This is a genomic window from Bradyrhizobium sp. SPXBL-02 (assembly GCF_051853065.1).
Taxonomy (GTDB): Bacteria; Pseudomonadota; Alphaproteobacteria; order Rhizobiales; family Xanthobacteraceae; genus Bradyrhizobium.
Map to the genome: position 1 here is coordinate 7,802,670 of NZ_CP182474.1, position 13,351 is coordinate 7,816,020.

Consider the following 13,351-nt stretch of genomic DNA (forward strand, 5'->3'; position numbering starts at 1 on the left):
ATCAGATATGGTCGTTTCGAACGTCGAGGGCATCTCGCAAGCCATCGCCGATGAAGTTGAAGCTCGTCACCGCGATCGTAATCGCGGCGCCGGGAATGATGGCGAGCCATGGAGCGCTCGCCAGATATTGCTGGGCGCCGTTGAGCATGTTGCCCCAACTCGGCAGCGGCGGCTGGATGCCGTAGCCGAGGAAGCTGATATAGGCTTCCAGAAGAATCGCACGGGCGACCGCCAAGCTTGCGGCGACGATGATTGGGCCTATGGCATTGGGCAGGACCTCGCGGAACATGATGTGCCTTCGGCTCAGTCCCACCATGCGTGCAGCCTGGACAAACTCGCGCTCGCGCAGCGAGCGGACCTCGGCTTCGACGATTCTGGCGGTCTCCATCCAGCTCGTGGCCGCTATGATGACGGTGATCATCACCGGGCTCGGCCGCAGCATTGCGGCCAGCGCCAGCACGAGGAAGATCGAGGGATAGGAAAGGAAGCCGTCCACCGTGCGCATCAGCGCAGCCCCGACCCAGCCGCCGCGATAGCCTGCGGTCACGCCGACCAGGGTGCCGATCAGCGTCGATAGCAGCATCGCGGAGAATCCCACCAGCAGCGAGACGCGCCCGGCCATCAACAGCCGTGCGGCCAAGTCACGACCCAAAGGGTCGGTGCCGAAATAGTGGTGACCAGTGAGAGGTGGCGCAAAGCGGGCGCGCAAATCGATCTGGAGCGTGTCGTAAGGTAAGGCATAAGGGCCAATGGCGCACGCCAGCACAAGCAGGGTGATCATCGCGATCCCGACGAGTGCCAGATGATGGCGCATGAAGCGCGCCACCGCACGGCTGTGCCACCAGCGAGTAGGAGCTGCGTGCACGACGATGGCGGTCATATCTGCTGCCTCCTGGTAACAGGGTGAGCCGGCGGGCTCAGCCCAGGCGAATGCGCGGGTCGACGGTGGCGATGACGATGTCTGCGATCAGGTTGCCCAACACGACCAGGATGGCCGAGAATATCAGCAGCCCCATCACGACGGGATAGTCGCTGTAACCGAGACTATCGAGAAACAGCCGACCCATTCCCGGCCAGGTGAAGACAGTCTCGGTCACCAATGCGCCGGTCAGAATGCTGGGCAATTGCATCCCCGCCAGCGTGATCATCGGCAGCAGCGCATTGCCGACGACGTGCTTCAGCAGGATGCGTCGTTCGCTCACGCCCTTGGCGCGGGCGGTCTTGACGAAATCCTGACTCAGCGCTTCGAGCGTCGCCGTGCGCATGTAGCGGCTCCAGATCGCGACATGAACCAGCGACAGCACCAGGCTGGGCAGGATCAGATGGTGCAGATAATCCAGCACCGAGCCGTCGCCGATCGTGTACATGTTGCCCGCAGGAACCCAACCGAGCTTCAGGGTGAAGATGTAGATGCCGATGAGGCCGAACCAGAACGTCGGGACCGAAAGTGCCACCATGGCACCCACCGTCGCGCAATAGTCGAACAGGGAGTAGCGGTGGGTAGCACCGCGGATGCCGATCCAGGTGCCGGCCGCGATCGCCAATACAGTGGACGTGCCCATCAGCAGCAGCGTCGCCGACAGATGTCGGCCGATCACCGCCAGCACCGCAGAGCCATCGCGGAAGGAGTGTCCCCAGTCGCCCCGGATCAGTCGCCAGGCCCAGTCGAGATACTGAAGCCACAGGGGCCGGTTCAGCCCAAGCTGCGCTGCGAGGCGCTCGACGTCCTTCTGGGTCATGCCGGGATCGAGCCCGAATTGCGCGAGAGGACCGCCAGGCATGAGGTTGAGAACCGTGAAGCCGATGATCGAGACGATCACCAACAGCACGACGCTCTGCGAGAGACGATTGAGCAGAAAGGCGGACATTCGAGCCCTCCGTTAGCGTGACAGCGCTGCCGCCGGCTTGCAGGTTCGGCGGCAAGACATCAGCTCGCCCAGTACCAGGCCAGCGCATTCCAGGATTCCGTGCGCGTATTGCCGTTCGGCACGAAGCCGTTGATGCCTTTCTTGAGACCTTCGACCGCATTGCTCTGGTACAACGGAAGGAACGGTAGGTCGCGACGAACGAGTTCCTGGACGCGAGAGTAGATCGCGCGCCGGGCCTCAGGATCGAAGGTGCGCGCGCCCTTGTCGAGCAGGGCGTCGACTTCCGGATTTGCGAACTGCGCATTGTTCGAGCCGCGGCCGCCCTTGGCTCCGATCGAGCGCGAGTGCAGGCGATTGGTGACATCGGGATCGGCGCCGATCAGATACGAGCTACCGACGATCACGGAATCGAACTGCGATTGCATCCAGAACTCGCCCCACATCACGGCGGCGGGCAGGTTCGATATCTTCATCTCGACGCCCAGCTGCGCAAAGGTTTGCTGCAGGAACTGCTGCACCTGCTCGCGCAGCGGATCGCCGGAGGTGGTCGAATTGGTGAAGGACAGACGAACACCGTTCTTGGTCCGGATGCCGTCCCGTCCCGGGGCCCAGCCGGCCTGATCGAGGATCTTGCGCGCGCGATTCAGGTCGAACTGGTGCAGCGGCAGATTGGCGTTGAAGTAGAGGGACTGCCGCGGCATGAAGGTCTCCGTCGGAGTGGGCACGCCGTAGTAGAGCCCCTGGATGATCGCCTCCTTGTCGATTGCCGCATAGAGCGCCTCGCGGACCGCAAGTTCCTTGAACTGCGGGCGCTCGAGGTTCAGGTAGAAGGACTCGAACGAGGCCCTTGGAACCAGCGTCACCACGCGGTTCGGCAGCGTCTTGGCTTCACCATAGTGATCGGGAGTGATGTAGGGCTGACCGACGAGATCGATGTCGCCGCTCTTGAACTGGGTGTAGAGGACGGTGAGATCGGGAATGTATTTGAAGACCAGCCGCTCGATATGGGGGCCTTCACCGAAGTATTCGGTATTGGCCACGAGCTCGAGATGATCACCAGCAACCCGCTTCCCCCATTTGAACGCGCCGGTGCCGACCGGCGCCTGGTTGAAGGCGGCGTTGTTCGGATTGGCCTCTTTCTCCAGGATGTGCTTGGGCACGATGAAGGTTTCGGTGAGGAACGACAGATACGGCGCAAAGGCTTCTTCCATTCGCCACGAGATCTCCGTGGGCGAGACCACCGTAATGTCGCGCACGAGAGTGTGACCGGACGTGCGCCAAGCCCGGAAGTTGGGGTTCGTGATCAGTTCGAGCGTGAACTTCACGTCCTCGGCGCTGAAAGGCTTGCCGTCGTGCCAGCGGACATCGTCACGCAAACGAATGCGCCATTTGAGACCGTCTTCCGAAATGCCGCCGTTCTTCTGGTTCGGCACTTCCAGGGCGAGGTTGGGCTGAATGACACCTTGGGGATCGATGCGGAAAAGCGCGTCGAAAACCGAGAAATGCACGCCATCGTCGACTTCAATGTGGGCCATCAGCGGATTGAAAACGGTCGGCTCCTGTCCAAGTCCGACGATGACGCGGCCGGTTGGCTTTGCCGAAGAAGTACGCGCGAGGGCCGACTTGCCCAAGAGATTGGGCGCGAAGAGGCCGGCAGCTCCACCAATCGCCACCATGCGCAGGGCATCGCGCCGCGAGTAGTTCGATGTCGTCGCAGAACGCTTGGTCATAACGTCTCTCCTTGCCTGTGGTGTCCGACGCGGCTTTCATCCTGGGGCATGCTTCCGGGCTGCTCGCCGGGGATCGCGGCCACCAGTTCTCGGGTGTAGCTGGATTTCGGGTCGAAGAAGATCTGGGACGGCGGTCCGCGCTCAATGATCTGTCCTCGATGCATGACGGCAATTTCATCGCAGATCTGGCTTGCGACGCGCAGATCATGGGTGATGAAGATCATCGAGACGCCCGTCTCGCGCTGAATCTGATCCAGCAGCTTCAAGATCTGGGCCTGGATCGATACGTCGAGCGCGGAGACGGCTTCGTCGGCAATCAGCAGCTTCGGCTTGAACATCAGCGCCCGCGCGATACCGATGCGCTGGCGCTGCCCGCCGGAGAACTCGTGCGGATAGCGGTCGAAGGCTCCTGAATCGAGGCCGACATGGGACAGAAGCTCCCGCGCCCGCTCGGCAGCCTCGCTGTATGGCACCCCATGCGCGACGGGCCCGACCGTGAGAATATGTCCGACCGTCGATCGTGGATTCAGCGAGGCAAAGGGATCCTGGAAGATCATCTGGATCCTGGGCCGCAGCGATCGAAACTCGGCCTCGGAAAGCCCAGCGATGTCGCGCCCTTCGAACAGAATCGAGCCGCTGTCGCACGCCATGAGCTTGATCAGCAGCCGACCGAGCGACGACTTGCCCGAACCGCTCTCCCCCACGACGCCGAGCGTGCGGCCCGACGTGAGGTCGAAGCTGACCCCATTGACCGCAGGCACGATGCGCTGCGTGCGGAAAAGCGCGCTGCCGCTGCGATAGGTCTTTGCGAGGCACTCGACCTTGAGAATGGCCACTGGCTCAGCAGCTTCCAAGGGCACACGGTTTTTGCCGGTCAGGTGCGGGACGGCTGCGATCAGGCGGCGCGTATAGAGGTGGCTGGGCGACTTCAGCACCTGCTCGGCACTGCCCTGCTCCACGCAATGGCCTTTCTCCATCACCACAACGTAATCGGCGATCTCAGCCACGACACCGAAGTCATGAGTGATGAACATGACGCTCATCCCCTTGCGGCGTTGAATGTCGCGGATCAATTTGAGGATCTGCGCCTGGGTCGTCACGTCCAGGGCGGTGGTCGGCTCGTCTGCAATCAGGATCGCGGGCTCGAGAGCCAGAGCCATGGCGATCATCACGCGCTGCCGCTGTCCGCCAGAAAGCCGGAATGGATACTGGTGATACATGAGCTGCGGATCCGGCAGACCGACTTCAATCAACAGGTCAATCGCCCTGCTGCGACGGGAGGCCGGCGTTCCAACGTCGTGCGCAGCCATCACCTCCTCGATTTGCGCGCCCACGGTCATCAGCGGGTTGAGCGCCGAGAGAGGGTCTTGAAAGATCATTGAAACGATGCGGCCGCGCAGGCTGCGGAGCTTGTTGGGCGAGAGACCTACGATGTTCATCCCGTCCAGGTGGATCGCACCCGAGGAGACCCGGATCGCTTTCGGTAGAAGCCCCATGATCGCATTCGCAGTGACCGACTTGCCCGATCCGGATTCCCCGATGATACAGAGAATCTGTCCGCGTTTCAGATCGAATGAGATGTTCTCGACGGCGTATGCCCGCTCCATTCCTTCCGGCAGACTCACGGTCAGTTCGCGCACCGACAGCGCGACATCGACGGGGCTTGCCACCTGGATGCCAGAGGCCATGAGAGCATCCTCCTTTTTCAAGCCAGTGCCGTCATCTTGCTGCGGCCGGCGCCTTCGGCTCCTTGCGTCTCCGCGCTCCTTGGACAGGTCAATAATTCGCCGCTCAACTTGCCATTCCTTCATTGGAGGCTGCGACATGGTTCAGGCCTCTTCGCGCAAGAAGCAAGAGCCGTTGCTCAGAGCGCCGCGCCGACCCGTTCGGCTACCTCGATCGAAGCGAAGCTCCTTCATGGCTTGATCCCTTCCGCGAAGGCCTGCTCCTGGACAAGGCTCATGCAAGTTGCCTCTTTGAACTTCGACCATCGATCGGTTGGTTCTGCCGATCTTGACGATGTCGATCACCCCGGAGTCGCCGAAAGCCGGCATCGAAGCAGCAGGAACTTCTGAAAACGAAGTCCGATTTGGCATTTCAGTCTGCGCCGCCAAGTCGCCGTGGCCCCTGCCGGGAAGGCGCGCAATGGATTGCGGGAGCGCGAGCGTCGGTCTCGCCGCCTGCAAGTGCGGTGCAAGCAAAGTTATTTTCGCAACAATTGCCTGTGTCAAAGACGGTAAACCGCAGGATATTCGGTCTCACGACGAAAGTCCGCGGGGGCTGCGGCAATTCCTCGGTTACGCTACGGCAACCACCGGAGATCCTTGGTCCGATGAGCGCGCCGCTCCTGCATATCGAATCCAGTCCATCCCTACCTCGTGAGGCAGACGTCGTGGTCATCGGCGGCGGCGTCGTGGGCGTGTTCACGAGCTACTATCTCGCTCGTCGCGGCCTCAAGGTTGCTTTGCTTGAAAAGGGCCGCGTCGCCGCCGAGCAGTCCAGTCGCAACTGGGGATGGTGCCGCCAACAGAACCGCGATGCGCGCGAGTTACCGCTTGCCACCAAGAGCCTGGATCTCTGGGAGCGAGTTGCCCAAGAGACCGGTGAAGATGCCGGTTTTCGCCGTTGCGGCCTGTTGTACTTGTCGAACGACGAGAATGAGCTGGCCGGCTGGGCAAAGTGGCGCGACTTCGCCAGGACCGTCGGGGTCACGACGCACATGCTGAGTGCGGAAGAAGCGAACGAGCGAGGCAGGGCGACCGGTCGCAAGTGGAAGGGCGGCGTCTTCTCGCCGACAGACGGGACGGCAGACACGTCAAGGGCCGTGCCCATTGCCGCGCGCGCAATCATGGCGTCGGGCGGCACGGTGCACCAGCAATGCGCGGCGCGCGGTTTGGAGCTCACTGCCGGCCGGGTCAGTGCAGTGGTGACCGAGGCGGGCACGATCCGGACGAAGACGGCTGTCATGGCAGGCGGTGCATGGGCTTCGTCGTTTTGCAACCAGCTCGGCATTCGCTTCCCACAGGCATCCGTACGCTCTTCCATTCTGTCCCTGGCCCCGGGCCCAGCCGGCCTGCCTGACGCCTTGTACGCCGGGCTCGTATCGGCGACGCGACGCGGCAACGGCGGATACACGTTGGCAATCAGCGGGCGCGCGCGAGTCGATCCGACGCCGCAGCAGTTCAGGTTCAGCCGCGAATTCCTGCCCATGTTCGCCCGCCGGTGGCGAAGTCTCGGCCCTGGGGCCTTTGAAGGCTTGAGGCAGCGTCATGAATCTCTGGCGAAGTGGCGGCTCGACGCGGTGACCCCGATGGAGCTGAACCGGACGCTCGATCCTCGCCCTGACATGAGGCAGATTCGGCTGACGCATCGACGAGCCTGTGAGCTCGTGCCGGAACTCCAGCGCGTCGAAATCTCAAACGTCTGGGCCGGCTACATCGACAGCACGCCGGACGGCATTCCCGCAATCGGTGAAGTTGAGTCCATTCCAGGGTTCATCCTTGCGGCGGGATTCAGCGGCCACGGTTTTGGAATTGGCCCAGGCGCGGGGCATATGATCGCCGACATCATCACGGGCAGTCCGCCGATCGTCGACCCGCGCCCCTACAGGCCGGAGCGGCTGAAAATGAGCGCCTGGGGCAAGGTCAGCGAGTTCTGAATTGCAGCTTCTGCCTCGGTGGGAAAAGGTGCTGGTTGATGCTATGACAATGCATATGACGCTGAAATCTCAAAGCCCTCACGCCGTTATCGGCCCCATCTGATGGCATTGCTATGAAGCTCGATAAGATCGACATCAGGATTTTATGCGAACTGCAGAAGAACGGGCGGATTTCCAACGTCGAGCTCGCCGAGCTGATCAATCTTTCCCCAAGCCCGTGCCTGATGCGGGTCAAGAGACTCCAGACGGAGGGCTTCATCACCGGCTATTCGGCCCAGATCGATGTTGCCAAGCTCGGACAAACTCTGACTGTGTTCGCGGAAATCACCCTGAAGAATCACCGGCAGATCGATTTCGCGCGCTTTCTCACGACCATTGAAAAGATCGATTCCGTCGTCGAATGCCATCTCGTTTCCGGCGGGTACGACTATCTCGTCAAGTTCATCACGGCGGGGATCAGCGAATACCAGGCGGTGATGGAGCGCCTGGTCGAGATGGATATCGGCATCGACAAATATTTCAGTTTTGTCGTGCTGAAGTCCCCGATCGTGAAATCCCATCTGCCTCTCGAAAGCATATTCAACGGCTAAAGGACAGGCTCGGTCCTTATCCTTTCATGGCCGCGCGGACGTCCTTGTCTTCGAGCGTCTGGTCCAGCGTGGTCCTCGTCCGCTCGATGATGCCGTCGATGTCCGCCTCCGTGCAGCAGAGCGGCGGCGCGTAGCCCAGCACGCCCTGGGCAAAGGCGCGGATCACGAGGCCGTTGTCCCATGCGCGGTCGAAAATACGGCGCGCTGGATCGGCTTCCGCCGGCAGCGGCGTCTTGCGCTCCTTGTCAGTGACGAGCTCGATTGCCGCCAGCATGCCGCGACCGCGGACATCGCCGACGAGCGGATGATCGGACAACGCGCGAAGGCCTTGCATCAGGCGGTGCCCGGCCTTCCGGCCGTTTTCCAGCAGGCCGTTTTCGTAAAGGTCCAGGCACGCGAGCCCGACGGCAGCACTGACAGGATGTGCGGAATAGGTGTAGCCGTGGCCGACGGCCGCCTTGCCGGCGCCGTCTGCAATGGTGTCGTAGACGCGGTCCGACATCAGAACGGCCCCCATCGGCACATAGCCCGAAGTCAGGCCTTTTGCCGTGGTCATGAGATCCGGCACGACGTCATCCTCTTCACAGGCGAACAGCGGACCGACACGGCCAAAGCCGGTGATGACCTCATCGGCAACGAACAGAATGTCGTACTCCTTGCAAACAGCGTGCATGGCCTTCAGCCAGGACGGCGGCGGAACGAGGACGCCTCCGGACCCCTGTACCGGCTCGACATAGAAGGCCGCGACGCGTTCGGCGCCGAGCTCGGCGATCTTGGCCCGCAGGGCCGCGACCGATGCCGCAATGATCGCCTGGGGATGCGAACCAACGGGATTGCGATAGGCGTAGTGCGATGGGATCTTGTGCTGCCAGTCGTATGGCACCCCGAAGCCTGCATGAAAGGCCGGCAGCGCGGTCAAGCCGGCCCCTGCCGTCGACGATCCGTGGTAGCCGGACTCGACGGAAATGAACTGATCCTTCTGCGGCCTCCCCTCGGCATGATAATAGTACCGGATGAAGCGGATCGTGCTGTCGACGGCATCGGAGCCGCCCAAGGTGAAATAGACATGGTTCAGATCGCCAGGCGCCAGTTCAGCCAGCCTTGCGGCCAGCCGGATGGCCGGGTCGGAGCCCAACCCGAAATAACCCGTCGCATAAGGCAGTTCGCGCAGCTGCCTCAAAGCCGCTTCGACGATGCTGTCCTGTCCGTAACCGGCATTGACACACCACAGGCCGGCGAAGCCGTCCAGCAATTGACGGCCCGAGACATCGGTCAGTGTCGCGCCCTTCCCTGACTTCAGCACGCGGACGCCCGTCGCCTCGTGGCTGCGAAACGATGAGACCGGGTGAATCAGATGCGCGCGATCGAGTTCAATCAGCGAGTTGCTCAACATGTCGCCCTCCAGCTCAACCGCACTGCTTGTGCGGCCACCACGATGGAGCTCAACGTAAGACGCCCAGGACAGCAGTTGCTCCCGGGCTGACCATGGACGAAGGGCATTTTGACTATCATTGACGACCGGCGCCGCATCTTATGCGGGCATCGGGCCGCGCAAGGCACAAGTCGGAGGCACCTTTTCACACAACTCTCTGCCACAGCGCCGATCCGATACGACACAATCTGCTCCCGGTCGCCGCGACAGCGGTGCTTTATCCGGCCGCCTGCCCGCTATGATCCCTGTCGTACCGGAACACGGTGCGTGAGGACCGAAAAGGATCGAGCCATGGCAACGTTTAGACCCAAGTACATCACCTTCGACTGCTACGGCACGCTGACCAATTTCGACATGGCCGGCGCGGCAAGGAGAGTCTATGGCTCTCAACTTTCTGCCACGACGATGGCAAGTTTCATCAAGGATTTCGCTGCCTATCGCCTGGACGAGGTTCTTGGCGCATGGAAGCCGTACTTCGAGGTCGTGCATAATTCGGTAGAGCGCGCTTGCAAGCGCAACGGTATCGTATTTCGGCCGGAGGATGCCCAGCGCATCAATGAAGAGATCCACTCATGGGGTCCACATCCCGACGTCCCGGCGGGTCTGGCCAAAGTTGCCAGGGAGATTCCGCTGGTCATCCTGTCGAACTCCATGAAGAACCTCATCATGTCGAACGTGGAGAAGCTCGGCGCTCCGTTCCACATGGTCATCACCGCGGAGGAGACCGGCGCCTACAAGCCGCATATGAAGGGCTTCGAGTATATGCTGGACAAGCTGGGCTGCGGCCCGGAGGACATCACCCACGTCTCCTCCTCCTTCCGCTACGACCTGATGACGGCCTATGACTTGGGCATCAAGAGCAAGGTCTGGGTGAACCGCGGTCACGAGCCCGCGAACCCCTTCTATGAATACACCGAGGTCGCTGACATCGGAGGGCTTGCCGCGGCCGTCGGCTTGGAGCCTCTTCGCAAGAGCGCGTGAGCGCAGTTCTTTTCGGCCTTTCACGACTTGCGTTGTGACGGAAAAAGGGGGCGGTTCGACCGCCCCCTTTTCTTGTTTCGGATATCGATCTGAAGGGCCGCTCAGTCTAGTCCGCCGACATGAAGCGCCTTGGTCTCGAGATATTCTTCGATCCCGAGCTGGGATCCCTCGCGTCCGAGGCCCGACTGTTTGACACCGCCGAAAGGCGCCACCTCGGTCGAGATCAGGCCGGTGTTCAGGCCGACCATGCCGAACTCGAGCGCCTCGGCAACACGCCAAGAGCGCTTGAGGTTTTCAGTGTAGAAATAGGCGGCAAGGCCGAACGGCGTGCCGTTGGCGATCGCAATCGCCTCGTCCTCGGTCTCGAACCGGAACAGCGGCGCGACCGGCCCGAAGGTCTCCTCTGAAGCGAGGAGCATCTCCGTGGTCGCCCCGCCGAGCACGACAGGGCGGGCATATTGCCGCCCTTCCGGCACCGACTCACTCTCCGCGATGAGCTTTGCGCCCTTGTTCAGGGCGTCCGTGACGTGCCGCTTGATCTTCTCGATTGCCGCGCCATTGATCATCGGCCCAATCGCAACGTCGTCTTCCGTGCCGGGACCGACCTTCATTCTTGCGACCTGGCTGGCAAGCTTCTGGGCGAAGGCGTCGTAAATGCCGGATTGAACGAGAATGCGATTGCAGCAGACGCACGTCTGCCCGCCATTGCGGAATTTTGACGCAATTGCCCCCTCGACCGCTAGGTCGATATCGGCATCGTCGAAGACGATGAACGGCGCGTTGCCACCGAGCTCGAGGCTCAGCCGCTTGATGTTGTCAGCAGCACCCTTCATCAACAAGGCACCGACGCGGGTCGATCCGGTAAACGAGATCTTGCGGACGGTTTCGTTGGCCATCAGCTCCGCGCCGATTTCCGTCGGCATGCCCGTCACGATGTTGATCACGCCCGCTGGAATTCCGGCCCGTTCAGCCAGAACAGCGATGGCGAGAGCTGAAAAAGGCGTAAACTCGGATGGCTTGATGACGACTGTGCAGCCCGCGGCAAGCGCTGGTGCCACCTTGCGCGTGATCATCGCGTTGGGGAAATTCCAGGGCGTGATGATCCCGCAGACGCCGACCGGTTCTTTCAGCACCAGAATGCGGCGATCAACGGTGGGCGCCGGGATTGTCGATCCGTTGATGCGGCGGGCCTCTTCCGCAAACCATTTGACGAAGGATGCCCCGTAACGGATCTCTCCGAGCGATTCAGCAAGCGGCTTGCCCTGTTCCAGCGTGAGCAGAAGAGCCAAATCCTGCTCATGGCGTCGCATGAGCTCGTACCAACGCTCCAGCAGCGCAGCACGCTCCGCATGAGCCTTGGTCTTCCACTGCTTGAACGCAGCGGCCGCCGCCTCGATTGCTGCCCTGGTCTCAATTCGGCCCATATCGGGGATGGTGCCAAGCACTTTCTGGCTGGCAGGATCGATGACATCAACGCAGGCTTTCGTGCTCGCATCCCGCCAAGTGCCGCCGATCAGCGCTTGCTGGCGAAACAGATCCTTGTCCTTCAATGCAATCATCGCCTTGCTCCTTGCTTCGTGCCCGACTCCGCCGTCACTGCCTGGATTTGCGAGTGACGGGACGAAGCCCTCTCATGCGAGCAGTACATGCCCGCACGCCGCATTTTTCATTGATCATGAAGTGCCTGGCCGCGCTGAATCTCGTCAGATGCTGGCTTGAAAGTTGAATATTCCAACGGCCGCCCTCAGCATCGCCTCAGTCGTAATGGCAGACGTAGATCTTTCGCACGGTCTCGATCGTGCGCCAGATCCCAACAAAGCCAGGCTTCATGACAAAGCTGTCGCCGGCACGGTATCTTCTGATCTCACCACCCTTTTCCTCGATTTCGATCAGGCCCGAGAGAATGTGGCAGAACTCGAAGGTGGTGCCCTTGATGGAATGGGTCTCGCCCGGCGTCGCTTCCCAGACGCCGGTCAGCACCTTCTCGCCTTTCGAGGCGTCCTGTGCCCAGGTCTTGAACGATGGATTGCCCGAAATGAGCCGCTCCGGGGCAGGCAATGCGTTCTTTGGTGTGAAGTCCGGATTGGTGTCGATGGTGACTAGAAGTGACATGGCGCCTTTCCTGTTAGTAGCCGAGTGTTCGATCGACGAGGCCGATCGGATTTCGTCCGGCGCGGTAGCGCCGGATGTTCTCTATGACGGATTGTGCCGCCGTGTGCGGTTGCGTCACCGACGCGATATGCGGCGTGATGATCACCTTCGGATGGCACCAAAGTGGATGATTTTCCGGCAGCGGCTCGGGATCGGTGACGTCGAGCATCGCTGCTGCCAAATGCCCGCTGTCCAGTGCCTCGATGAGCGCGCCCTGGTCAAGCTGCGGGCCGCGGCCGACATGCAGCAGCCTCGCTCCGACTGGCAAAAGCGAGAAAAGCCTTGCGTTCAGGATGCCGCTCGTTTGCTCCGTCAGGGGAAGAAGACAGACGAGGATATCCGTTCCTCGCAGGAAGTCGCCAAGCTGGTCGTCGCCATGGAAGCAAGCGACTCCCTCGACAGTTTTTTCGCTGCGGCTCCACGCGGCGAGTGGAAACTGGAACGGCTTCAGGCGGTCGATCGAAGCTTGCGCAAGCATGCCAAGGCCGAGGAAGCCAATACGCCGATCGGTAGCCTGGGACGTTGCAAGCGCTTGCCATAGGCCCCGTCTCTGCTGCTCCTGATACGCAAGCATCTCGCGATGGAGCGTCAGCACACCAAGGACGACGTATTCCTGCATCATGCGTATGATGCCATCCTCGACCATGCGCACGAGCTTCACCTGCTCGGGTATGGTTTCCGGCTTGAACTGGTCAACGCCAGCCCCGATGGAAAAAAGCACCTCCAGATTACAAAAACGCGAGACATCGTCGGGCACGTTCCAGGTCAGCAGGTACCGTATCTTTTCCGGGTCGATGGATTCGCTGCAATGGTAAAATTCCAGGTCAGGCAGCTCGCACGCAAAGGCCTTGCGGAAGACTGCCCCCCTGGCAGCATCAGAATTGAAAAGAAATGCCATCGATGCACGCCTCCGCCTCGCTCGGCATGTCGACGACGCCAGG

11 protein-coding genes are annotated in these 13,351 nt (G+C 61.4%); 3 read left to right on the forward strand and 8 right to left on the reverse strand.

Annotation, left to right across the window (positions count from 1 at the left end):
- Position 1: 1 nt before the first annotated feature.
- From ACNJYD_RS36255 to ACNJYD_RS36270, 4 genes are read right to left on the reverse strand one after another with little or no spacing between them, the layout of a single operon-like run.
- Positions 2–880 carry an ABC transporter permease gene (locus ACNJYD_RS36255; RefSeq protein ID WP_172786016.1) on the reverse strand — a complete coding sequence of 293 codons (879 nt, stop codon included), beginning with the start codon at positions 878–880 and terminating at the stop codon, positions 2–4.
- Between the two features lie 37 nt (positions 881–917).
- Entirely contained in the window at positions 918–1,868 is a 951-nt protein-coding gene (locus ACNJYD_RS36260; protein ID WP_172786017.1) for an ABC transporter permease, read from the reverse strand.
- Positions 1,869–1,927: 59 nt separating this feature from the next.
- Positions 1,928–3,598: a peptide ABC transporter substrate-binding protein gene (locus ACNJYD_RS36265; protein ID WP_212256221.1), complete on the reverse strand. Its 1,671-nt coding sequence runs from the start codon at positions 3,596–3,598 to the stop codon at positions 1,928–1,930.
- On the reverse strand, positions 3,595–5,286 hold the full coding sequence (locus ACNJYD_RS36270) for an ABC transporter ATP-binding protein (RefSeq protein WP_212256219.1): 1,692 nt from the start codon (positions 5,284–5,286) through the stop codon (positions 3,595–3,597). The genes ACNJYD_RS36265 and ACNJYD_RS36270 overlap by 4 nt, the downstream gene beginning before the upstream one ends.
- A gap of 644 nt (positions 5,287–5,930) precedes the next feature.
- On the opposite strand from ACNJYD_RS36270, the gene ACNJYD_RS36275 reads away from it, so the two are divergent.
- On the forward strand, positions 5,931–7,256 hold the full coding sequence (locus ACNJYD_RS36275; RefSeq protein WP_212256217.1) for an NAD(P)/FAD-dependent oxidoreductase: 1,326 nt from the start codon (positions 5,931–5,933) through the stop codon (positions 7,254–7,256).
- 113 nt (positions 7,257–7,369) lie between these two features.
- Positions 7,370–7,846: an Lrp/AsnC family transcriptional regulator gene (locus ACNJYD_RS36280; RefSeq protein ID WP_027544593.1), complete on the forward strand. Its 477-nt coding sequence runs from the start codon at positions 7,370–7,372 to the stop codon at positions 7,844–7,846.
- A 16-nt stretch (positions 7,847–7,862) separates the two neighbouring features.
- Here ACNJYD_RS36280 and ACNJYD_RS36285 read toward each other — a convergent pair whose 3' ends face one another.
- Positions 7,863–9,239 (reverse strand): aspartate aminotransferase family protein, encoded by a 1,377-nt coding sequence (locus ACNJYD_RS36285; protein ID WP_212256216.1) that lies wholly within the window; start codon positions 9,237–9,239, stop codon positions 7,863–7,865.
- 330 nt (positions 9,240–9,569) lie between these two features.
- On the opposite strand from ACNJYD_RS36285, the gene ACNJYD_RS36290 reads away from it, so the two are divergent.
- A complete protein-coding gene (locus ACNJYD_RS36290) occupies positions 9,570–10,259 on the forward strand; it encodes a haloacid dehalogenase type II (RefSeq protein WP_212256373.1) in 690 nt (229 codons plus the stop codon).
- A 101-nt stretch (positions 10,260–10,360) separates the two neighbouring features.
- Here the strand turns inward: ACNJYD_RS36290 and ACNJYD_RS36295 are convergent, their stop codons facing one another.
- The 3 genes from ACNJYD_RS36295 to ACNJYD_RS36305 all read right to left on the reverse strand — a co-directional run bounded on the left by ACNJYD_RS36295 (position 10,361) and on the right by ACNJYD_RS36305 (position 13,308).
- Entirely contained in the window at positions 10,361–11,818 is a 1,458-nt protein-coding gene (locus ACNJYD_RS36295) for an NAD-dependent succinate-semialdehyde dehydrogenase (RefSeq protein ID WP_212256214.1), read from the reverse strand.
- A gap of 196 nt (positions 11,819–12,014) precedes the next feature.
- Positions 12,015–12,371, reverse strand: a complete 357-nt coding sequence (locus tag ACNJYD_RS36300; protein WP_212256212.1) for a cupin domain-containing protein — start codon at positions 12,369–12,371, stop codon at positions 12,015–12,017.
- A gap of 13 nt (positions 12,372–12,384) precedes the next feature.
- Positions 12,385–13,308 carry a 2-hydroxyacid dehydrogenase gene (locus tag ACNJYD_RS36305; protein WP_212256210.1) on the reverse strand — a complete coding sequence of 308 codons (924 nt, stop codon included), beginning with the start codon at positions 13,306–13,308 and terminating at the stop codon, positions 12,385–12,387.
- Positions 13,309–13,351 lie beyond the last annotated feature (43 nt).

Bases quoted from the DNA above. Each gene is read 5' to 3' on its own strand.
- ACNJYD_RS36255 (WP_172786016.1), bottom strand. From the start codon at position 880: ATGACCGCCATCGTCGTGCACGCAGCTCCTACTCGCTGGTGGCACAGC.
- ACNJYD_RS36260 (WP_172786017.1), bottom strand. From the start codon at position 1,868: ATGTCCGCCTTTCTGCTCAATCGTCTCTCGCAGAGCGTCGTGCTGTTG.
- ACNJYD_RS36265 (WP_212256221.1), bottom strand. From the start codon at position 3,598: ATGACCAAGCGTTCTGCGACGACATCGAACTACTCGCGGCGCGATGCC.
- ACNJYD_RS36270 (WP_212256219.1), bottom strand. From the start codon at position 5,286: ATGGCCTCTGGCATCCAGGTGGCAAGCCCCGTCGATGTCGCGCTGTCG.
- ACNJYD_RS36275 (WP_212256217.1), top strand. From the start codon at position 5,931: ATGAGCGCGCCGCTCCTGCATATCGAATCCAGTCCATCCCTACCTCGT.
- ACNJYD_RS36280 (WP_027544593.1), top strand. From the start codon at position 7,370: ATGAAGCTCGATAAGATCGACATCAGGATTTTATGCGAACTGCAGAAG.
- ACNJYD_RS36285 (WP_212256216.1), bottom strand. From the start codon at position 9,239: ATGTTGAGCAACTCGCTGATTGAACTCGATCGCGCGCATCTGATTCAC.
- ACNJYD_RS36290 (WP_212256373.1), top strand. From the start codon at position 9,570: ATGGCAACGTTTAGACCCAAGTACATCACCTTCGACTGCTACGGCACG.
- ACNJYD_RS36295 (WP_212256214.1), bottom strand. From the start codon at position 11,818: ATGATTGCATTGAAGGACAAGGATCTGTTTCGCCAGCAAGCGCTGATC.
- ACNJYD_RS36300 (WP_212256212.1), bottom strand. From the start codon at position 12,371: ATGTCACTTCTAGTCACCATCGACACCAATCCGGACTTCACACCAAAG.
- ACNJYD_RS36305 (WP_212256210.1), bottom strand. From the start codon at position 13,308: ATGGCATTTCTTTTCAATTCTGATGCTGCCAGGGGGGCAGTCTTCCGC.